Origin of the sequence: Geosporobacter subterraneus DSM 17957 (genome assembly GCF_900142145.1) — a bacterium.
GTDB lineage: Bacteria > Bacillota > Clostridia > Peptostreptococcales > Thermotaleaceae > Geosporobacter > Geosporobacter subterraneus.
The window spans coordinates 1-22,640 of sequence record NZ_FQZV01000059.1 but is presented as its reverse complement, the minus strand read 5'-3'; the positions used below and the strand labels follow the sequence as shown (position 1 = coordinate 22,640).

Here is a 22,640-nt window from a genome sequence, read left to right as displayed (position 1 = left end):
TTTTTACTTTGCCAACTTGGATATCGATTTCGCCAGTTCCAGACATGGATGGTTTTACTGTTGATGTAGGGGAGCTTGCTGTTACAAGAGTCCATGTTGTTGCTGAAGATATGATATTAGAATTTTCATCACGTTTAAGCCTATTTTTCCAGTAGCGGAAGTTGTGGATGTTTACATCGTTTTGCTCACACCATTTAACTTGTGTTAGTCCACTATCCCTTTGATCTGCTATTACCTGCTCCCAATAATCTTGATTTGGAGTTCTTGCCATAAAAAATCACCTCCTATATTAGTTTGAGATGATTTTATCATAGGTTTTTTAGCAGTACTATGTGCATCAGAGTTTACGCTTACGTTTCATAAAAGAAAAACACCTCCGATTTTTATCTTTGGTGTATTATCTCATGCAATCAAGATGAAATCTATGTGGGCTGTATTTGACCCTTACGCATCAGTGAGTTAATAAATTTTTCTGAACCTTTTTTTGCTAATAATACCAAGAAAATATTGAAATAATAGGATATAGACAAACAGAGCCCTTCATTCTAAAAAGACTCTGCTTACTGTTTATTTTACCTTGTAACCACCCATGGTCTTGCCAGCATAAATTTTAATTGGTCGTGTTGAACAGTAATATCAAACATGCTTTTTTTGATCTGTTCTATGGTATATTCGCTTTGTAAGAGTTCTATATCTGTGGCCATTCCAGCGTCGTACCTTGTCCTTGTCAGTTTCACCGCTTCTTCTGCTTTCTTCAGACCAATTTCTAGCATAGCATACTGATTTTCTAATTGCTTAATGCTATAATACATGACGCGCATAGATTCCCCTAATTGCTTCTTAATATCAGTTACTGAGGTTTTTGCCTTATCTACGTCCATTTCCTTAACCTTATAGGATGGAATATTGGGATTGTTATATTCGTATATATCTAGCTCCATTTCTGCTAGCTTCACATTCTGTTCGGCTAACCATACGGCAGTACTATCTGAAATCGTCCTAGAAATATGAAAGTCCAAATCTTCCTCTTTTAGATCAATTTTTTCGTATATCGGCTTATCTACAAGTAAATACTCTTTATCTTTTGCCTCACCCATTAAAAAGTTAAGCTTCATTCTCTCATCTTTAATAGATTTTTCAATGCCTTCTACCTTCTTCTGTGCTTCCTGTAATGAGTTGTCTATCAATGTCCTGTCGAATTGGCTTGCTAAACCATGAGCTGCTTTTGCATCGACTATTTTTTTCTCTTTTTTGGTTTGTTCTAATGAAAGTTGCGTAATTATTAACTCTTCTTCTTTTTTCAATATTTCCTGATACGCTTTTAGAACGTCATAAGCAATTCGTTCCTCTTCCAGTGCTACTTGCTTTTTCGAGCTTTCCCAAGCAATATCTGCTTGGATTAGCCCATAGAATAACTTCCGCGTGCTATCAACAACAGCGGCCCTGCCGAACCATGTAGGAAGATAATCTAAATTATCTTCTGCCCGTTTTCTATTGTCTTTTGATTTTTCAATATCAATTAATGCTTGCTTGAGTGTAGAGCTACTTTTAAACGCTTTCTCCAGTGCTTGCTCATATGTAAGCGTGCTGCCAGACATAGTCTGATTTGTCAGTACTTCTTCCTGCTTATTATCAACACCACTTGTGATTGTAACAGTTCTTGTTATCCCATCCCAGTCAACCTTAGCACCTAGCGCTTCACTTATAAAGCGCAGAGGTACTAGTGTGGCGTCTTCTACTATGACTGGTGCAACAGGCATTTTTACTATTTGATCGCCAACTTTTGCAAAATAAGAACCCACTTTTACTTCTATTCTTATCCCATTTTTTTCAGCAATGACTGTTTTATCAGTCTCTTGCCAGTCAACTACAGCGCCTAGCATTTCAAAAATCGAACGCATCGGTACTAAAGTGTTACCCCTATCTAGTCTAAGTTCTACATTATAACTTTGCTCAATCCCATCAACCAATATCTTTATATCACCTGCACTGCTTTGAACATTTGCAAATACATCTATTGCTGGCATAAGAAGTAGGATTAAAGCAAAAACTAGAGATATAATGCCTTTTTTCATTTCATTCATCTCCTAAAATCGATCTGTCTTCTATATTGTTACTGATATAAAAGTGGACTCCTATCAGGAGTCCACTTTATGTTTATTTAATTCTTACTTGAAAGTAACTGTTCTTGCAGCTCCATCCCACTCGTATTGTACTCCAAGAGCCATAGCTAAGTGAGCGATTGGAAGCATTACTCTTCCGTCTTTATTTTCAACTGCTGTATCCATCATTACTTGCATACCGTTGATGTTAAGAACCTTGCTTCCTACTGTTACAGACGCAATGTTGTTGCCTTTGAATACTGTTACAGTCTTAGTGTTTGCATTCCATACGATAGCATTTGGATTTACGCCAAGTGCTTCTGCAACGTATCTGATTGACAAGAATGTTCTACTGTCTTTGATGTATGGAGCTACGTCCATAGTCATCTCTTCGCCATTTACAACGTATTTCGCACTGTCGATAGTAAATACTACGTTAGCTTTTGTATCTCCAGGAGCAGGAGTAACTACTCTAGCAATAACCACTTTATCTGCTGATGTGGATTCAGCCCACTCAGTTAATGTTGCAGCATCAACTGCAGCTGTACCGCCTACACCGATCTTAATTTCACCTTCTGGTACTGTTCTGTAAACTCTTAACATTACATCTGTAACTTCAATTTTGCTAGCGTTGAAGCTGTCAGTGCTTACAGGAATAGTCAATTCTCTACCAGATCTTGAAATTGTTCCAAGAGTTAAATCTCCTTCAGTAACTTTAACTGTTGGTAATTTAGCCCATTCTACATCTAATGGTAAGATTAATTTAATGCTTCCAGCTTTTAAGCTTTCCTTGTCTACTTCTGTGATTACAAAGCTAGCAGCAGGCTGATCAGTTTTACCGATAACTACGTCAGTAGCCTTAGAAGTAGCTTGAATCTTAACAGGAGATTGAACTTTAGCTAATACGATAGTTCCTCTTACACCTTGGGAACCAGTGATATCAGCTACAAGGTCGCCAGTTACACCAGCTTCTGTCATGATTTCAAATTCTTCTAGCTTAAATGTGTCAGCATCTGTGCTTTGAGTATTTACTCTAATTGTAAGAACTCTATCGTCACTTCCAATAACTGGAGTATCAATTGCTCCATCTTCTTCGTTTTTAACATTGCCTACTTTTGTCCATCTTGCATTTTCAGGTAATTTCAACGTAATAGTACGTCCTGGTAATAATGATCCAGCAATACCTTCTTTGATTAGAATTGTTCCAAGTTCTTGCTCGATTCTACCAGCGTAAATAGTTTCAACTTCTTCCATTTCAAGCTTTACTGTATAGTCAGCACGAACACCAACTTTAAGCTTTGTTACGTCTCTGTTGAATCCACTTCCTTTTACTGCTACTTCGATGTCACCTTCTTTTACCTTGCTGTCATCAGCTACTAAGAATGCGATGTCTTTCAAGGAGAAAGATGAGAAATTTGTAGTTCCAGCAACAAACTCAATTGTTAAATCTCTAGTGTTACCACCATCTAATGTGAAAGTAACTTGGTCACCAAATTTAACTTCAGCTTTTGGAGTGGTTGTTTGATCATAAGTTGTTAATCCATTATAAGCCGGATCCCAAACGTATCCATCTGGTAATTTTAATGTAATCTTGTCACCAGCTGTGATTGAGCCAGGCTTCTCTTCTACAACATTTAAGTTGAAATTGAAGCTTGAGCTTGTAGTATCAACGCTAGATGTAGTTAACTTAACAGCATCAGTTCCTCCAACGTTAGCAACAGCAACTGTTCCTGTTGGAATACCACTGTTTGGAGAAGCTTCGAACTTCAATTCTACAGTTCCATTTGATGCATCTGTAGTATTGATGTTGTTGAATTTGAAGATTACTAATGCATCATTAGTAAAGCTTACGTCAGCACCGAAAACTACTTCTAGTTTTGTCGAAGATGCTCTATTAACCGATGTGATATCAGCTTGAGCAAGGCCATTAGTATCTCCAGCATAGTTCAATGGAACTGTAACTTCCACATCTGTTCCTAATGGGCTTGGCAGTGTAACGCCACTTGGTAAAGTAATCGTTAACTTGTGACCATCAGTTGGGCTTCCAGCAGGAATAACCATTCTAACGCTTCCTAAGTTTTGTGCTGTATCTTTTGGTAATACAGGCACACTTACAGCTGTAAGACCGCTAGCTGCAAATGCTGTCATTGGCACTAATGATAAAATCATTACAAGAGCCAATAATAAAGATAATTTTCTCTTCACTTAAAATACCCTCCTTTAATAATGTTTAATGTTTTCGGGGTTGCCCCATTTGTAAAATGCTTTATCTTTAGTCGTCCATTCTTTTGTATTCACAAAGTCCTTTCTGACCTCCGATAAACTTACAAGGTTAGGATCATGCTTCCTTTTTCCAGAAACATTATCCTTTGAAAACACACTAGACATATCTTATGTGATTAATATGCTTTCAAAGAATAACGTCTTTATCTCAATCCTGAAACCCATTATATCAACTCTCCAGTCCACAGTCAATAAACTCTGTTGAGTTGTAATATAAGTGTAACATTGATATTATCTAGCTGGAGTATATCCTTGTCTCTATAGTTATTATACATAACCTTTGAGAAAAATACCATTACAGTTGTATTACAAATGGTTACAGTTTGGTTACTGGTTACTGGCTCTTCTTGTCAATTTCTTTACTCTGTTAATGCACGTAATATATATTCTACGGTTTGTCTAGAATTCCTGCAAGAAGGATAAAAATTATTTCATATGCTGATGATTTTATTCCCTTCATCCATATACCAGTTTATAAGTATGCTTAAACATGGTAGTATATAATAATAGAAATGCGTTGTAGGTTGAAGGTTGTATGTTGAAAGTTTATGAACATAGATCAACGAGGACACGTCTCTCCTTCGTCGAGAAACTTCCCCGATTATCATAAGTATGTTGGAACATGGTAGTATATAATAATAGAAATGCGTTGTAGGTTGAAGGTTGTATGTTGAATGTTTAAAACCAAACAAACCTGGTACAATGCTCCAGGTGCTAGCTATTCCCCAGAAAGGCTAAAACTATAAGAAAGAGGTCTGCCTATCATGGAAAACCTATCTACTAAGTTTCAATATAATAATGTGGTAAATATCAGCAGAGCTTTTGTAAAGATTATGCGTCCAAAACAGTGGACAAAGAATCTGTTGGTATTTGCAGCTTTGCTTTTTTCGAATAATTTATTCAATATGGACTTATTAAAACTAAGCCTATATGGATTCTTTCTTTTTTGTATGTTTTCGGGCAGCGTTTATATTATCAATGATATTGTCGATATAGAAAAGGACCGCAAGCATCCAAAAAAGTGCAGGCGTCCCCTTCCTGCCGGATTGATTTCTATCAGACAAGCTTGGTTATTTGTTATGGTGGTCTTTAGTTTAACAGTTTTAGCTTCTTATAGGTTGAGCCCATTGTTTGCTTCTATCGGCATGGCATACTTTGCATTGGTCTGTCTTTATTCCTTCTATTTAAAGAATGTAGTCATACTGGATGTGATGACGATCGCTTTGGGCTTTGTGCTTAGAGCAGTAGCTGGTACTGTATTGATTGGGGTAAGAATCTCACCATGGCTGCTGTTGTGTACAATCCTGCTCTCGATGTTCTTAGCACTGCATAAAAGAAAAAGCGAAATGGAACTGGTGGCCAAGGGCAGTAAGGGATCCAGAAAGATTCTGGAGGACTATACACCGGAGTTGATTAATGATATGCTGCATATTGTAACCTCCTCTACTGTGATGGCCTATTCGCTATATACCTTTACAGGGGCCCACTCTGTTTACATGATGGGGACGATTCCCTTTGTGATTTATGGGATTTTTCGTTATCAATATATTGTGCATACAAAGGATATGGGAGAGAATCCAGAGTTGATATTATTAAATGATGTACCATTGATTGTAAATATTTTTTTGTGGGTTGTGAGTTGTGTTGTTATATTGTATTGGTTGTAAATTACAAATAATTGATATATTAAAGATTTATTATTCTATCCTTACGAGACTTGGGGACGCGCCTTTCCTTCGTCAAGGAACTTTCCCAAGTCTCTAGATCGAGCGGGTGGACACAAGGCCCACCCCTACGAGTTACGGGATGAAACCCGGATCATTTCCTGCGAAAAACACATAATACGGGACAACACATAGGTCGTCGTCAACTTAACCCATCATTTGTCATCCTGAGCGGAGTAAAACGGAGTCGAAGAATCTTTAGGCTAGATGATATATTCTGACAATCAAAAGCAGTTTTGCTTATGTTCTATAAGATTCTTCGCTAACGCTCAGAATGACACGCTTCTAAGGTTTATTTGGAAGTATTTGGATTAATTTGACGCTTATGCATCTTTCCCTAGGATAAATAAATTATGACCGATGTTATTTGAGGACTGAAAGGAGAATGTCATTGGACTACTCAAAGTTGAAGAAGAATTTGTTTATATCATTAGTAATAGGTATTGTGGTGTTTGCTGGATTATCGATTTATTCCGATGCAAACAGCTTGATTGAAGTATTTGCCGGATTTGATTATCGGTATTTGCCTTTCATCCTGATTCTGGCCCCTCTTAATTATCTGTTTCGCTTTGTAAAATGGTCCTACTATCTTCACCTTATAGACGCTAAGGTAGATAAGAAGGAAAGCTTCTATATATTTATCAGCGGGTTGTGCATGACGGTGACGCCGGGTAAGGTAGGTGAATTTTTCAAATCATACTTGTTAAAGGATCGTGCCGGGATTCCTGTCAGCAGTACTGCTCCCCTGGTCATGGGCGAAAGATTGACCGACGGAATCAGTATGTTGATCTTGGCCAGCTTGGGCACTATTGCTTTTAATTATGGAAAAGCTGCTTTGGTGCTGGTTTTGATAGGCATGGTTGGTTTTGTAGCAGTAGTTCAGTCTCCCAGTCTGGTGCATAGGCTTTTATGGAGGCTGGAGAAGATTCCTTTTCTCACTCGGTTTGGAAAAGCCATGGAAAACTTTTACGATAAAACCTATATTATTTTTCAGCTAAAGCCCTTACTGTTTGCAATCGGCATTGGGACGGTATCCTGGTTCTTTGAAGGGTTAGTGATTTATTTGACGGTAAAGGCCATGGGCATAGAGTTATCTCTATTGGCCTCGGTGTTCGTGGTTTCTTTTTCAACGATTGTAGGAGCCGTATCTATGATGCCTGGAGGGTTGTTTGCTGCAGAGGGAAGTATTGTAGGATTGTTAGTAATGATGGATTTACCTAAGGATGTAGCGGTAGCTACGACGATTATCACAAGGTTTTCGACTCTGTGGTTGGGGGTCGGAATCGGATTGTTGGGATTGGTAAAGATCGGGTTGATGAGTCGGTGTAAGATAGAGAAAACGAGATATGAATAGCACGGAGCGACGAGGGCGTCGCTCCCTACCCTATTGAAATATGTAGACAGACAGAGTGGAATGACAGTTAAGTTTTCAATCTTATGGTCATCATCTCAAGCTGTCATTCTGACCATAGGGGAGAATCTAAGAGTTTAAACAGCTTAAAAGATTCTTCATTTCACTTTGTTTCATTCAGAATGACAAAACCTGGACTTTTTCAGTGATCTCCAGGGTCGTCCATCCCTACTACACAAAAATTCTTTACGGGCGAACACAAGGCCCACCCCCTACGGATCTGTTTATAGAACAATGAAGATGAGATTGAGGTGGAAGGTTATGAAAAAGAAAGCAAGGGTTGTGGTTTTGAAAACAAGGCCGGAGACGGTTTTAGGAGATTATATAAAATTAATGGAGATGGCTGATTTTCAGCAGTATCTCCCAAAGGACAAGACGACCATATTAAAGGATAATATCTCCTGGCATTTTCCTTATCTCAGTGCCAATACCACACCATGGCAGTTAGAGGGCGTGATTCAGGGTCTCCGGAAGCATGGATATGATGATGTTACCTGTGTACAGAATAATACCGTAGTAACAGACCCTTTTAAAGGGGAAAAACTGAATAAGTATGTTCCTATATTAAAGAAGTATGAGATTCCTACCCTGTTTAATTTCAAGGAAGAGGATATGTCATGGGTAGAATATAAACCAAAGGCCAAAATGCTGGCCTTGCATGAAATATTTAAAAAGGGTATTCGGATTCCTGACTATTTCTTTGATAAGAATGTACTTCATCTCCCTACCATGAAGTGCCATATTTATACCACTACCACTGGTGCCATGAAGAATGCTTTCGGAGGATTGTTAAATTCCAAGCGGCACTATACCCATAGTGTGATTCACGAGACTTTGGTGGATCTATTAGCCATTCAAAAAGAAATCCACAGCGGTATCTTTGCAGTGATGGATGGTACGGTGGCAGGAAACGGGCCCGGGCCAAGAACCATGCTGCCCATTGAAAAGGATTTTATCCTAGCCAGTGATGATCAAGTAGCCATTGATGCGGTGGCTGCCAAGATGATGGGCTTTGATCCTTACAATGAGTTGAAATATATTAAACTGGCCCATGATCGGGGATTGGGCATCGGAAAGATGGAAGAAATCGAGATCATCGGAGAAGATATAGGTAAGGAGAGCTGGGGCTTTACCGTAGGGGATAATTTTGCATCGAAAGTTGGGGATTTCCTATGGTTTGGGCCATTGAAGCGGATACAGGATGTGTTTTTTAAGACCCCATTGGTGAATTTGTTTATTTTTGGTTCTTTCTTCTATCATGATTATATTTGGTGGCCGGACAAAGGCAAGAAGCGGATGGCAAAGCTGAGAAAGGAAAGCCAGTGGGCGGAGTTGTTTGATCAGTATGAGGAGTAATATACGGGCGAACACTGTTCGCCCCTACAATGATAATATAAAAATTGTTTCTTTCGGGAGGGCGCAGAGACCCTCCCCTACCAATGACTGGAAACATAGGAATATCTGTATTGTTTATAGATAAATATTTTTAACTAAAACTTCCCATATATGAGACAGGGGGACGCACCTTTCCTAGGTCAAGGAACTTCCCCCAAGTCTCTACGGAACGACGAGGGCGTCGTTCCCTACGAATACATTGAGTTTTTGGGTGGACATGGAAGCTTGTCCCACACAAGGGTATATAAAAGTTGTTTCTTTCGGGAGGGCGCAGAGACCCTCCCCTACAGGTAAGTGAAGGTGAGGATATGAAACTAGGACGTAAGTATAAGCTGATGAAGTTTTTGTTTTCTATTATGAAGGAAGAACCGAAGGATATGGATAAGCTGTTCGAGCTTTTGGGTGAACTGAAAGGTGTTCCTCAGAAATTTGGGCAGTTTTTGTATCTGAAGGATCGCAGAAGATATGGAATTTTCGGGAGGTTATTAGATGAAGGGATTCCTGCCAATGATATAGCCCTATATAGGCGAGCACAGCAGTTGACGAACCATCAGATAGCTCTATCCGAAAAGCCTATAGCAGCTGCTTCGATTGGCCAGGTATATGAGGGTGTTTTTGAAGGCAGTTCTGTGATCGTTAAAGTTCAATACCCAGAGATTCAGGAAAACATGGATCATGATTTTCGTTTTATGAAGAAGGTTTTTAGCCTCTTCTTTAACTTCTTTCGCTTTCCACAGGAGAGTAGGAATTTGCTGTTAGCTTATCTGGAAGAGTTTGAGGAAACTTTCCAGGTAGAGACAGATTACCTTCATGAAGAAAAACTTTTAAAGCAATTTCATGAACTTTTTGCTGATGATCAACGCTTTTATATTCCAACTACCGTTGGTCAATTTACAAAAAGAGAGATTATTGTAGAAGAAAAGTGTATGGGCATGCCCTTAAGGTTTTTTCTTCAGGAAGCAGCTGAAGGTGAAAAAAGAGAGGTTTTAGATCTGCTTTTCAGTTTTTATTTTCAATCCTTTTTGGAGCGTGGCATTTTGCATGGAGATCCTCACAGCGGCAACTTTTTCGTGAGAAAGGATAAGGATAATATTGTACTTGAAGTGATTGACTTTGGTTGTGTAAAGGTCTATGAGCTGTCTTTCGTAGAGAATTTGAAAAGCTTGATGATGTGTCTTCGTGAAGAAAATTATCAGGAAGTTCCTAAAATTCTAATGAGTCTAGGCTTTAAAGAGGATGAGATTAAATCCTATGGCAAGGCCCTCCTTCCTATATTGGATACCATTTTCGAACCCTTGTTACTAGATGAAGCCTTTGATTTTAAGTATTGGAAGCTGACTTATAAGCTGAATACGATCATGGGATCTAAGGTTTTTGAAAAGACTTTGTCCTTACCGAAGGATCTGTTAATATTATTTCGAGTATTTCATGGATGCATTGCCCATGTGTATCATTTGGAAGAGAAGGTTTTTAATGTGTATCGATATATAAAATAAACACCACGTTCTACTCCTGAACGTGGTGTTTATTTTGAGCCTTTGATGACCTGTAATTTGATTTCCTGATGCTCTACCCGATCCGTCAGCTTGTCCACTTTCTCGTTTAGTAACTGAATGCCTTCGATGCTTTGTTGATATCCGTCATAGAGTGCTTTATGATGATCCTCCATCTTGTTTTCTAACCGCACCATATTGTTTTCCAGTCTTTTGATGTCCTGCTTGGTAGCCATATTTTCTTTCATGTATTGCATCTCTGATTTTAGTCCTTGTACTTCATTATACATTTGGGTTAGTAAATTAAAGATTTTTTCGTCCATCACGCTCACCCCTTTACACCATTATAGCATATTGCATTTAGTTGTCTATCTACTAAATCTTTAATGGTTGCTAGGATCATCATTTTAGCCTGAAGATCCTTCGACTCCGTTCTACTTCGCTCAGGATGACAGGTTATGTGATTGAACTGAGCTGGTGAAGTCGATCCTATAAAGTAGTTATATAGAATAAAAAGCTCCTTTCATATAAATCAGGAGGACATAAGGCCCTCCCCTACCATCAGAGAACTTCTTATCCACAGCTTCATCAGCTTCGGACGGACACATGGGTTCGTCCCTACAAAAACAAAATCACTTTTATATGGAAAGGGATAAACTCCATTCTGCTTATGATTATCATTTTCTCAGTCGGGCGCAGAGACCCGACACTACAGGGCAAGATTCTTTTATGGGGTAGGACACAATGCCTTCCCTAGGATAGCTATATTTGCGGACTGTTGGTACCAGCAAATCCTCTATGAATCCGTTCTATGCACAGCACTGCACTAATAGCCAGTAGAAATAACAGAGGAAAATTATATCTGGCCTGGCCTTCAAAGATGAAGTAGATAGCCAGAAAAAAGCCTATATTCACCGTAGGGATGATCAAGTGATTGCCTAGCAGGGTCTTTTTGTTAAACAAGCATAATAGTGCTGGTTTGACATTAAAAAACACATAAGCCAGTCCAAAGGAGCTCATCAAGTGAATCACCATATCACTAAAGCCTCTAAATAGATTTTTGTTTCGTTCAAATTCTATCTTGTCCCACCACTGCTGCTTTTCCCGCAGTTCATTCATGGTCCAGGAGTCGATGTCCCAGGCACCGCTGAAGAAGGTGCCTTTTAATCTCAGAAAACCCAGCTTTAAAAACTTGCCAGGATTCTCTGCGATCCATTTCTTCGCCTCTGCCTTAAAGAGAGGATCTAACTCATGAGCCAGCTTTTCGCTGCGCTGCCCATGCTCCAGGATCTCGTCTACCTGTTTTCTAAATTCCTCAGTAGCATACATATCCTTGATAGGCATCCAGCCTCCAGTGCTGTTGTTTTCATTATTATTCAGGTAGAATACGTAGCCTGAGTTATAGGATACGGGAATAAACCGTCCGAATTTTTGATAGTTTCGGTAGGTCCAAGGTGCGATTACTAAGATCATCACCGCAAACAAAGCAGCAAAGTAGATAGCTGTCTTTTTCATATCCTTTTCTCTCAGCCAAAGGGCCACTGCTGCCACTACCGGATAGGCCATGAAAAAGGGTTTTGTCAGCGCAGTTATCCCGATAAATAGGCCCAGCAGAGGATAATGTATCTTTTTATCAAAGGGATATAGCTGCAGGAAAATCAGAACTGAAAAAAGAAAAGCACTAAATACCTCCGTACCAATAACATTGTTATAGGCGATATAATTAGGCAGTATTGCTACAATGGTATAGGCTGCAGCCAGCACCCATAATTTATTGGTTAATCTGGCGAATATAAAAAAGCTGATTATCAAGGTAAGTGTAGACAGCATTACATTAAGATTTTTTGCGATCATGATGTCATTGCTTCCCATCCAGCGGTAGACATATCCCAGCAGCATGGGATAACCCATTCCCTGAAAGGCTATCGGTTCCCCAAGTAAGGAATGACCCTTGTGCAGGAATATATTAGTGGCGATCTCCTGGTAGGTTTCAAAGTCAAAGACTTGTTTTGTAGGGATATTATGCACCCACCAGTGTCGTGCATAGTAGCCGAATAGGGTGATCAGAAGGATATATAGAATGTATGCGATTCGTGTTTTAGATATATTTTTCATGAGTTATCCTACTTTCTAGTAAGGTTGGTCGATTTCGGGAGGGCACAGAGACCCTCCCCTACTTTAAAATCTTGCTTTCTTTATTTCTCTAATAGCAAAACAAAAGGACGCATCTTTTCTTCCCCAAGTTTCACTAATCCTTTCTTATTCGTTGGAGGAGGGCACGGAGACCCTCCCCTTACAGAAGCGGATATCTATGTTGCAAGGCACGTAATATTCTATTTAAAGCCTTATAGAAAAAGGGACAGGCATTCTGTCCCTTTGCTGCTATCATTTAATATTATTTTGCATTCTTTAGATTTCTGGTAAGTTCTATGATGCGTGTATCATGGGAAGTTGTTTTTATATATAGGTCATTTACGGAAACCTGCAGATTATCGATTTTTTCATCAATCTCTTCAAACTTCTCTTGAGATTGTTTCTGCCAATCAAATAATGCTCCGAACTTTTCATTCATGGTGTTTTCTATTCTGATGATGGCTTGTCTGTTTTCTTTGACCTCATTTTCTAAACGATCAAACCTTTGGTCCATTGCATCAAATCTTTGATCAATCATTTCAAATCTCTGGTCAATCTTTTCAAATCTCTGGTCAATCTTTTCAAATCTTCGGTCAATCATTTCAAATCTTCGGTCAATCATTTCAAATCTTTGATCAATCATTTCAAATCTTTGATCAATCATTTCAAATCTTCGGTCAATGGCATCAAATTTTTTTGTGAACTCTGTGTACATCAGTTCAAGTAATTCTAGTGTTTTTTCTTCATTGCTCATCGAGATTCCTCCCCTATTCGGTTTTCTTATCTTTTGTTGTCTCCGCTATTGGGGTCTTTTTTCCATGAGAATATTATATCACATTATATCCTTTTCTTTGCAATCTTTATATCATTTATTAGAATAAAACCTAAGGGATCTTTCTCGGCTTTGATAAGAAATATCCCCTAATATTACTTGATTGATGTAAAAGCATGGATCACCGATGGATCCCTACAATTGACATTAGTAGGAGGACACAAGGCCCTCCTTACTTTAAAATACACGGAACGATGAGGGCATCGTTCCCTACGGCATGTTATATCTCCGGGTGAACACACAGGTTCACCCCTACGCAAGTCCAGAGTAATGAGGGCACCGTTCCCTACGGCAGCATGAATTTTCTAGTGGACATATGGGGCTTTCCATCCGTAATCCATCGTAAGACAATGAAAGTATACCCCGGGAGGACACGGGGGTCCTCCCCTACGAAAGGCCAAAACGGTGAGAGCATTGCTTCATACGATAGTATGAATATACAGCGGTGCACAAGGCTCTCTTCTATTCTTGTTTATTTATTTCTTCTTATATTCGTAAGCTGCTTTGATGAAATCTCTAAAGAGCGGATGGGGTCTTGTGGGTCTGGATTTAAACTCAGGGTGGAATTGTCCTGCTACAAACCAAGGGTGATCCGGCAGCTCCACGATCTCTACCAGTCTCTCATCAGGAGAAAGTCCGCTGATCACCAGTCCTGCCGCCTGCAGTTGATCTCTAAACTGATTGTTTACTTCGTATCTATGACGGTGTCTTTCGTAGATCAGATCCTCACCATAGGCTGCCTCAGCCTTAGTGCTGCCATAAAGCTTACATGGGTAGATTCCCAATCTCATGGTTCCGCCCATATTTTCAATGTCCTTCTGATCCGGCATTAAATCGATCACTGGATAAGGTGTATCGGGATTTAGTTCAGAGCTGTGAGCATCCTTTAATCCTGCTACGTTTCTGGCAAATTCTACAACAGCCAGCTGCATGCCCAAACAGATGCCAAACATAGGTATCTTGTTTACCCTTGCATAGTGAATGGCCGCGATTTTTCCATCGATTCCTCTATCTCCAAAACCGCCAGGGATCAATACCCCTTCTGCATCCTTCAAATAATCAGCTGCATTTTCTTCTGTAACATCCTCTGAATGAACCCAGTCAATATCCACTTTTACATCATTGGCTATGCCGGCATGCTTCAAGGCTTCCGCAACGGAAAGATAAGCATCATGAAGCTCTACATATTTCCCGACTAAGGCAATCTTCACTGTATCCTTCGCATTTTTTTCCCTTTCCACGATCTTAATCCACTCTGTCAGATCCGCAGGACCGCATTTTAATTCCAGCCGCTCACATACCATATTGGCAAGCCCTTCTTTTTCCAGCATCAAGGGTACTTCATACAGGGATTCCGCATCCATATTTTGCACCACATTATTGCTGTCCAGATTACAGAATAGACCGATCTTATCCTTTACTTCATCGGATAATGGCTTTTCTGTTCGGCAGACAATAGCATCAGGCTGAATACCGATCTCCCGCAGCTCCTTAACGCTGTGCTGTGTAGGCTTTGTCTTGATTTCCCCAGCCTTGCCCAAGAATGGCACAAGGGTTACATGAATATACATAACATTTTCTTTGCCGATATCGTATTTGATTTGACGGATAGCCTCCAGGAAAGGCAAGCTTTCTATATCTCCTACGGTACCTCCGATCTCGGTGATCACCACGTCCGCATTGGTTTCTCTGCCTACGCGGTAAACTCTTTCTTTGATTTCGTTGGTAATATGGGGTATAACCTGTACCGTTCCTCCCAGGTAATCCCCTTTTCTCTCCTTGGTGATAACGGACCAGTATATTTTTCCCGTGGTTACATTGCTGTACTTATTTAGATTGATATCGATAAATCGCTCATAATGGCCTAAGTCTAAATCGGTTTCAGCACCATCATCGGTAACAAATACCTCTCCATGCTGATAGGGACTCATGGTTCCCGGGTCGATATTGATATAGGGGTCAAACTTCTGAATGGTAACTTTCAAGCCTCTGCTCTTGAGAAGCTGTCCTAAGGAAGCGGCGGTGATTCCTTTGCCAAGAGAAGATACAACCCCGCCGGTAATAAAAATATACTTGGTCATTTTTTATTCTCCTTTCGTTTGTGAGCTATTGAATATGTTAAATAGGAAGTTTAAACGTTTCGGAAGGGCACAGAGGGAGGCCCTTCCCTACACTTCTCGCTCCAAAGTACGCAGTTAATGCTCTCGGGCAAGAATATCTGTTGCGTTAAGTTTTAATAGAAACAGGCTGTTTCAGTTTCTATATCAATTATTATGCTTTCATTAGTATTGCCAAGGAATGGTCTCATCAGCAAAGAACCTGCAAAAAAAGTGAGAGGTCACCCCTACGGGTGACCTACCGATAATCGGATCCGTTTGTTATGGCAGGGCACCCAAATAGGGTGCTCATATCCTATGAATGAAATAACTTTTATAGTATATCTTATCGATTATACTTCGTCAACAAATATTTACCGGATTTTTAGAATAAGTATGCGAAATTTATATGGGAGTTGCACAATGTGCGCCCCCCACAATAACAAGATCCTTTTGCGCGGGACAACACTGTTGTCCCCTGCAAAAATAAAACATTTATTCATTCTGCCGGTCGGGCACAGAGACCCGACCCCATAGGCGTCAACTTAATCCAATTATTTTCCAAATAAACCTTAGAAGCATGTCATTCTGAGCGTTAGCGAAGAATCTTATAGAACATAAGCAAGATTACTTTTGATTATCAGAATATATCATCTAGCTTAAAGATCCTTCGACTCCGTTTTACTCCGCTCAGGATGACAAATTATGGGTTACGTTGACGCCTATGGACCCGACCCTACAAAAACAAAATCATTTTTTATATAAGAGCACAAGGTTCTCACCTACAGTTTTTATATATTATTTCGGTCGGACAGCGTCGTCCGACCCTACAAAGGCAAATCCGCTTTTATTCGGGAAAACACTGTTTTCCCCTACATAGGCAAAAGCCTTCTGGTTATCGGGAGGACACAAGGTCCTCCCCTAGGGATGATCCATCTCAATACTATTTATTTTTAATGACTTCGATGGCCTTTTTCAGTTGGAGATCTTCCACGCTGCTGTGCATGATTTTTAACACCTGTTCTTCCAGCTTCAGTATGGTTTCTCCATCCAGTATTCCGCTCGCCTTCAACTTTTCTGTCCCTTGGAACTTTTTCACTGCTTCAACGGTTGTCTCATCCATAACCCCAGTAATTTTAACATCTGTATATCCCATCCACTGGAGTCTTTGCTGTGCGCCGTAGACATTCAGGCCCTTGCTCCCCAGTTCGGCAGCTGCTTCTTCGATCATCGGCACAAAGCTGCTTAATTTTGCAAGATCCAGTTTGTCTGGATTATTTACGATGATATCGGGCTTGATGCCTACCCCATCGATAGATCTTCCCTTTGGTGTAAAATACTTGGCGATGGTTAGCTTAATGCCGCCTCCATTGCTGATAGGAGCAATAGACTGTACAGTACCTTTCCCATAGCTTTGGGTGCCGATGATGGTTCCTACCTGGGTATCCTGAATGGCTCCCGCTACAATCTCAGAAGCACTGGCACTGCCCTCATTGATCAATACTGCTAAAGGCATCTTTATGGCATCTTTCATAGAAGAATATATCTGGCTGCTTTTATCCTTAAATACGATTTTAACTACCTGACCCTTTGGTATAAAGAAGTCTGCTATATTTACAGCCTCATCGATTAGACCGCCGGGATTGTTGCGAAGGTCCAGGATGATTCCTTTCACCTTTTTCTGTCGGAAGTCAGCCAGTACCTTTTCTACCCCTTCACTTACCTTTTCATTGAACTCTATGATTTGTATATAGCCGATATTGTCTTCCGTGATTCGTGCCTTTACTGTGGGCAAGTGGATGACTTCACGGGTAATATTGAAATATAGGATTTCTTTTTCATCTGCTCGTCTGATCCCTAGTTTCACCTTGGTCCCCGGCTTGCCTAAAAGCTTATCTACTATTTTTTCTAAAGAACTGCCCTTTGCATCGATGCCGTCAACAGAGACGATAATATCTCCCGCCTTGATCCCAGCCTTCGCCGCCGGTCCCCCTTCAACCGGTGCAATAATCACGATTTGATTGTTCTCAAAGCCTATAGTGGCACCTATACCGCTGTAGCTGCCGGAATTCATCTGCTCAAAAGCCTCAAATTCTTCGGGTGTAAAGTATCTGCTGTAGGGGTCCAGGGCTTCAAACAATCCCCTGTAGGCACCTTCCATCAAGGCTTCCTCCGATACCTGCCCCGCATAGTTTTGCTGTATATAGTAGATGATGTCTTTTAGATAGTTTACACGATCATTTAAGTTGCGAAAGGTTTTTGTCGGCTCTGCTGCATAGGAAAAATTGGCACAGAGTAGAAAAATAATGAGTACCCAGGCGAATATGGGGCTTTTGCCTTGAATTTTTTTGATCATGGTAGACCTCCTTATGGATATTGGAAATGACATAGTTTTCTAAGATCCTTCGACTCCGTTGCACTTCGCTCAGGATGACGAGATATGGGTTACGTTGATGCCAATGGCCTTTCCCTACAATTTTGTATCTATAAAATAGTGCTGCAATCAATAGCGACTGCAGCAATTTTTGCTTCTCTTGTATTTTACCCTAAATTTTGGATTTTCAACAATAGGTTTTGATTATTTTCTATTTTCTAACAACGAGACCTGGTTGACGGGACGACACATAGGTCGTCCCCTACAGGACTTCACAACCTCGGAATGGCACAGGGGCCATTCCCTACAAAACCTTAAAGGCATGGTCGTCCCCTACAGAAATTCACCGGCTCAGAATAGTCAGGGGCCATTCCCTGCAATATTCTTAGAAGTTTAATATACGTTCTCGGTAGTCATAGCGCAGGTCCTCCTGCAGATAGCGGATGAAGTTGGTCATCATGGCCGCTGCCTCTGCTTTGGTCAAAACCTTATTAGGCTGGAAGTAGCCTTCATCGGTTCCCTGCACCAGGCCCAGCTCCTTCGCCATATATACCGCATCCTTGGCCCAGAGGGGGATTTGTCCGTCATCTCTGAAACCAGTACTGTACTGCTGGATCGGTGCCAGGTTTTCAAAGCCCAGGGTAGTAATCAAAACCGTAACTGCCTGGGCCCGGGTCAATGCCTGGTTCGGAGAGAAACGATCCTTTCCTACCCCTTGCATAATCCCCTTTTCATAGACAGATGCTATATATTTCTTGTTAGGATCTTCCTTCGTCACATCGGTAAAAATCTGAGGTTCTTCTGCCGCCTTTGTCGTTCTGGTTTTCTGTGCGGCTTCTTCCTGCCTTAACCCCATAACCGTAGCGATGGCTCTGGCAAAGTCCCCGCGGTTCATAGGGAGTGACGGCCCAAAATAAGAGCTTTTCGTTGTAAGGGCATCCATGCTGGTCAGCAGGAGGATATCCTTCTCAGCCCAGTGGCCGGAAACATCTCTCATATTGGGTATGCTCAATCGCTGATTTACAGGATTTGTGTCAATACTAAAGCTTCTGGTCCCTACATTTCTTTGAGATCGCACATTTCCGTCAGCGTCCAGTCTCGGCAGGTCATAAGTAACCTTTAATACATTTTCCTGCTGCTCTGTCAGCAGATAGCCTCCCCGGAAGCTGATTTGAGTGGGTTGATTGGACTCATAGCTAAAGTCTCGGGTACGGTTATGGACCGCATCCACCGCTGCAGTTCCCTGCCATCGGATGGTTTCATCCTCATCCCCTATCCTTATCTTTCGCTCAGAGTCAACATAATAACTGATGCTTTGGGTTTCTGTGGTTCCCCAATAATGCTCATAGCCGACGGCATTGCCCCTTGTCTCAACCATTACCTTGCCTTGATTTCGATTGATGGTATAGGTTTTTCGTCCATCCCAGTTTCCTGCAAAGTAGGTTACACCGGGCTTGTTTTGATAGACATCGGCCTTGCTCCACTGATAGCTCTTCTCATTGGCTTCATACTTCACCCCTGCTACGTCAAGGGTTTCCTTAAAACTGCTGATGGATGCGGAAGCCGTGGTCTGGTCACCGTTTACTTTCAGATCTTTGGTTACTGTAACGGTTCTGCTCATCTTGGCTTTTTGCTCTATGTTTTCCAGCTTGTAGGTGTAACGCTCCGTTACCTGGTTGCTTCGTTCTCTTACGCTGATATCCAGGGTTCCTTCCAGGATGATAGGCTCTCCCGTTATGAAAACTACCTCTTTATAAAGGGTTTCATTCTTGATGCCCCCTTCATAACCGGGAACCTCTAGGGCCAAACCCTGGAGGCAGAAGGAGAGCACCAGGAGTATGGTTAAAGCAATGACTTTTTTATTCATAGGACTCTCCTCCTTATTGTTCCACAATCACGACAAATGCCTCGTCGTTTACAGAGTCTTTCTTATTCTTAATCATATATACCTTGGCCTTTGGCTTAAGTCTGTAAAACTCATCCCTGTCCATTGGGCGGTCATTTATCAGGATGACTGCCTTATCCATGATGACCGTCTCCTTGCCTGCAGCGGTCTCCCATCGCTGATTAAGTGCATTCCAGTACTTGAGATTGCCTAAGGTCATGGTGGTGCTGTCTAAATCCACTTTATCAATAATTGCAATGGCACTATGCTCCGTATTTACCCTGCCCCGGTCAAACACTACCTTAGGCGTTAGGTTCAAGGCCAATACCTCTGCATAGGTTTCTCCTCCGCTGTTGGTTTCCTTCACAACAAAGTATGCACTCTTGCCGATATAGAAGCGATCCTTGATTCGCTGTCTCAATTCCTCATCCTTTATGTCTTCATAATCGATATAGCGTGTATCGATAAAATAACTGCTGTCGATCTCTTTTTTCAGATCACTGTCAAAGATATAGCTGTCTTCCGTCAGCGTAAATTTCTTGCTTCTGGATACTTCCGTCCATCGATTGTCCTGGAGTTTGAGGTAATCCAGCTGATAACCCAGGCGTCCGATGGTGATGCCATAATCGTCGATATCTTCAACCTTTCCTTGGTATACCATGATTCTGGTTCCGTCGATGCGGTCGTCCAGGATGCCTGTACCTTCGATGGAAATAAAGGCTGCGCTGCGGCTTCCCCGGTTGAGATCCGCTGCCATGTAGATACTTTGGCTGGCATCTAAATTCAGGATGTCCACCAGTCGATTGTCTTTTACTACGATTGTTCCTGAGTGGAAGGTAAAGCTGTTGTTGTCCACGGTCATCTTATTGGTGCCAAACTGTATATCTGATATGCGGCTCTCATATAGTACTGTAGAACCCTGCTTCATCACCAGCTTGGCAATCCGTTCTACCCCATAGCTTTTCTCTACCGCCGCATAGATTTCTGATCCTTTTGCAGCCCCCAGGGATTTAAGCGTGGTTTTCATTGTCCCTTCAAAGAGCTTGTCATTTTCGGCCTTCAGCTTGACTTTTGCATCGGCATGCTTGACCCATTTGCCATCCTGATAGACTGTAACGCTGTTGATGAGGATTTCCTTTCCTCTTTCATTGACGGATTCAATTTTTCCGCGATAGATTTTATCGATATGTCTTTCCTGATCCTCTACCTGGATAGAGGCAATGTCTGTGCTGTAGATATCATCAAAGGACAGCAGCACCCGGTCCCCTTCCTTCAGCTCAAAGAGGTTGGCCCGGGTGTCGCTCCGCAGCAGCTTGGTATCCGGCGTGATGCGATATTTTTCCCGTTTGTCTCCTACCTTGATTTCCACTGTGTCGCTATTAATAAATAGGATATCTCCTACCTTGACCCGGCTTCCCGGTGGGATGTACCCGTGGCGGTAAGGATCTTCTTCCAGGATTCCCTCGATATCCGTCACCTTGTCCCCTCTAAGAGTAGCAACAACCTCCATGCCGTAGAGCAGATCCTTTAATGCCCCGTCTCTGCCGTTAATACGTATTTGTGTGGCCGGCTGCAGGGTCAGCATGTGCCGCTTATCGGAAAAGTCCATCAGGGTCAGCTGCAGCTTATTTTCGTCTACTGCATCCACAAAGCCCTCAACTTTTCTTTCTCTGCCTGCATCTACCGCCCCATAAACCGCTTCATTTTTTTCGTTTATGTAATACCGCATCCAATCTCCTGCACGAAGCTGGGCAGACAAGCCTAAAGTTCCATTTTTCTGTGTAATAAAGTCCTTTTGGTTCGGCTCCACCAAAATATAGCTTTTGCTGTTGTCTTCATTGTGAAGGGTATAGATTCGCTTATTCTTTCCTGCTTCTTGTATATTCTCGATGTCAGTGATTTCTCCGCTGATTTTCTTTAAGCCTCGCACTTCCAGCAAATCATCATGAATATTGGCTACCAGCTGTGCCATTTGTCCCCGGGTTAGTTGTCCCTTCGGAGAAAAAGCCCCAGCGCTGGTTCCACTCATGAGACCACGCTGCAGCACAGCCTCGATCATTGGGATTTTTTCCGTATCCATCTGACGCCAGTCGTTGAATCTGTAAACATTCACCATGTCCTTGCCGTATGCCGGTTCTAACCCGATGGCCCGGCCAATCCACATGGCTACCTGCTGGCGGCTTACGGGACGATTCCATGTAGCCCTCGTAGTCAGCTGATCCCGCACCTGCCCCTGCAGGGTGCTTAGTTCTGCCGGTGTCAGTTCTCTGTTTTCATAGGTTTTTAGTTGCTGCTCTATCTGCGCCTCAATCCGATCCTGCTGGGCCTGAGTCAGGTTGAGGATCTCATTGCTCTCCTGTGTGGTTAAGATTCCTTTTTGAGAAGCCACCTGTATATATCCTTTGGCCCAGTTATCTGCCGCACTCATCAGCACAATATCCCTTACCTTTGGCTGCAGTTGGGCTTCTCCAGCCTGCTGGGCTTCCGCCTCTGCCCCCATGGCCTTCACCAAAACTGTCAGTGCCTCTGCATAGGTGAGGGTACGATTGGGCCCAAATTGACGGTTGTTTAGGCCTCTCATAATGGATAGGGCAGCTGTTTCCTGAGCAGCCTGTCGTGCCCAATGGCCCTGGAGGTCTGTAAACTGGATGGTATTGTATAGGGCTGATTGATTGGCACTTCCCTCATAGACTGGATAGGAACCATCTTCTAATGCAAATACAGAAAAAGGGAATATCTGTATGATCAGGAGTGCTGCCAGCCATATGCTAAGTCTGTTTCGATGATTTCCCATAGGTTTCGCTCCATTCTTTTGGGTTTTGCGGAACGACGAGGGCGTCGTTCCCTACGTTTTTGGTTCGTATTTTGCGGAACGACGAGGGCGTCGCTCTACGTTGCATAAGGAGGGCGGG

General features: G+C 41.7%; 14 protein-coding genes. 4 read left to right on the top strand and 10 right to left on the bottom strand.

What is annotated here, in order from left to right; genetic code table 11:
* The 3 genes from tnpA to BUB56_RS16630 all read right to left on the bottom strand — a co-directional run.
* The coding region (tnpA, locus tag BUB56_RS16640) for an IS66 family insertion sequence element accessory protein TnpA (RefSeq protein ID WP_330392680.1) at positions 1 to 271 on the bottom strand (271 nt) is incomplete at its 3' end.
* A 301-nt stretch (positions 272 to 572) separates the two neighbouring features.
* The gene (locus BUB56_RS16635) at positions 573 to 2,075 is read right to left on the bottom strand and encodes a stalk domain-containing protein (protein ID WP_190014644.1); all 1,503 of its coding nucleotides are present in this window, start codon (positions 2,073 to 2,075) and stop codon (positions 573 to 575) included.
* Between the two features lie 93 nt (positions 2,076 to 2,168).
* A complete protein-coding gene (locus BUB56_RS16630) occupies positions 2,169 to 4,307 on the bottom strand; it encodes a copper amine oxidase N-terminal domain-containing protein (protein ID WP_110942387.1) in 2,139 nt (712 codons plus the stop codon).
* Positions 4,308 to 5,149: 842 nt separating this feature from the next.
* On the opposite strand from BUB56_RS16630, the gene BUB56_RS16625 reads away from it, so the two are divergent.
* The 4 genes from BUB56_RS16625 (at position 5,150) to BUB56_RS16610 (ending at position 10,411) form a co-directional block, all read left to right on the top strand.
* Complete coding sequence (locus BUB56_RS16625; protein WP_110942386.1) at positions 5,150 to 6,052, top strand: decaprenyl-phosphate phosphoribosyltransferase; 903 nt, start codon at positions 5,150 to 5,152, stop codon at positions 6,050 to 6,052.
* 448 nt (positions 6,053 to 6,500) lie between these two features.
* On the top strand, positions 6,501 to 7,463 hold the full coding sequence (locus BUB56_RS16620; RefSeq protein WP_190014642.1) for a lysylphosphatidylglycerol synthase transmembrane domain-containing protein: 963 nt from the start codon (positions 6,501 to 6,503) through the stop codon (positions 7,461 to 7,463).
* A 318-nt stretch (positions 7,464 to 7,781) separates the two neighbouring features.
* Positions 7,782 to 8,876, top strand: a complete 1,095-nt coding sequence (locus tag BUB56_RS16615) for a DUF362 domain-containing protein (protein WP_110942384.1) — start codon at positions 7,782 to 7,784, stop codon at positions 8,874 to 8,876.
* A 347-nt stretch (positions 8,877 to 9,223) separates the two neighbouring features.
* Positions 9,224 to 10,411 (top strand): AarF/UbiB family protein, encoded by a 1,188-nt coding sequence (locus BUB56_RS16610; RefSeq protein WP_190014640.1) that lies wholly within the window; start codon positions 9,224 to 9,226, stop codon positions 10,409 to 10,411.
* Between the two features lie 29 nt (positions 10,412 to 10,440).
* Here BUB56_RS16610 and BUB56_RS16605 read toward each other — a convergent pair whose 3' ends face one another.
* From BUB56_RS16605 to BUB56_RS16575, 7 genes are all read right to left on the bottom strand, one after another.
* On the bottom strand, positions 10,441 to 10,731 hold the full coding sequence (locus BUB56_RS16605; protein ID WP_110942382.1) for a hypothetical protein: 291 nt from the start codon (positions 10,729 to 10,731) through the stop codon (positions 10,441 to 10,443).
* A gap of 439 nt (positions 10,732 to 11,170) precedes the next feature.
* The gene (locus tag BUB56_RS16600) at positions 11,171 to 12,523 is read right to left on the bottom strand and encodes a hypothetical protein (RefSeq protein WP_110942381.1); all 1,353 of its coding nucleotides are present in this window, start codon (positions 12,521 to 12,523) and stop codon (positions 11,171 to 11,173) included.
* A gap of 280 nt (positions 12,524 to 12,803) precedes the next feature.
* Complete coding sequence (locus BUB56_RS16595; protein ID WP_110942380.1) at positions 12,804 to 13,295, bottom strand: hypothetical protein; 492 nt, start codon at positions 13,293 to 13,295, stop codon at positions 12,804 to 12,806.
* Between the two features lie 554 nt (positions 13,296 to 13,849).
* Complete coding sequence (locus BUB56_RS16590; protein ID WP_110942379.1) at positions 13,850 to 15,454, bottom strand: CTP synthase; 1,605 nt, start codon at positions 15,452 to 15,454, stop codon at positions 13,850 to 13,852.
* 958 nt (positions 15,455 to 16,412) lie between these two features.
* Positions 16,413 to 17,825: a S41 family peptidase gene (locus BUB56_RS16585; RefSeq protein ID WP_190014638.1), complete on the bottom strand. Its 1,413-nt coding sequence runs from the start codon at positions 17,823 to 17,825 to the stop codon at positions 16,413 to 16,415.
* 403 nt (positions 17,826 to 18,228) lie between these two features.
* The gene (locus tag BUB56_RS16580) at positions 18,229 to 19,710 is read right to left on the bottom strand and encodes an S-layer homology domain-containing protein (protein WP_110942377.1); all 1,482 of its coding nucleotides are present in this window, start codon (positions 19,708 to 19,710) and stop codon (positions 18,229 to 18,231) included.
* Between the two features lie 13 nt (positions 19,711 to 19,723).
* Positions 19,724 to 22,522 carry an S-layer homology domain-containing protein gene (locus BUB56_RS16575; RefSeq protein WP_110942376.1) on the bottom strand — a complete coding sequence of 933 codons (2,799 nt, stop codon included), beginning with the start codon at positions 22,520 to 22,522 and terminating at the stop codon, positions 19,724 to 19,726.
* Positions 22,523 to 22,640: the final 118 nt, after the last annotated feature.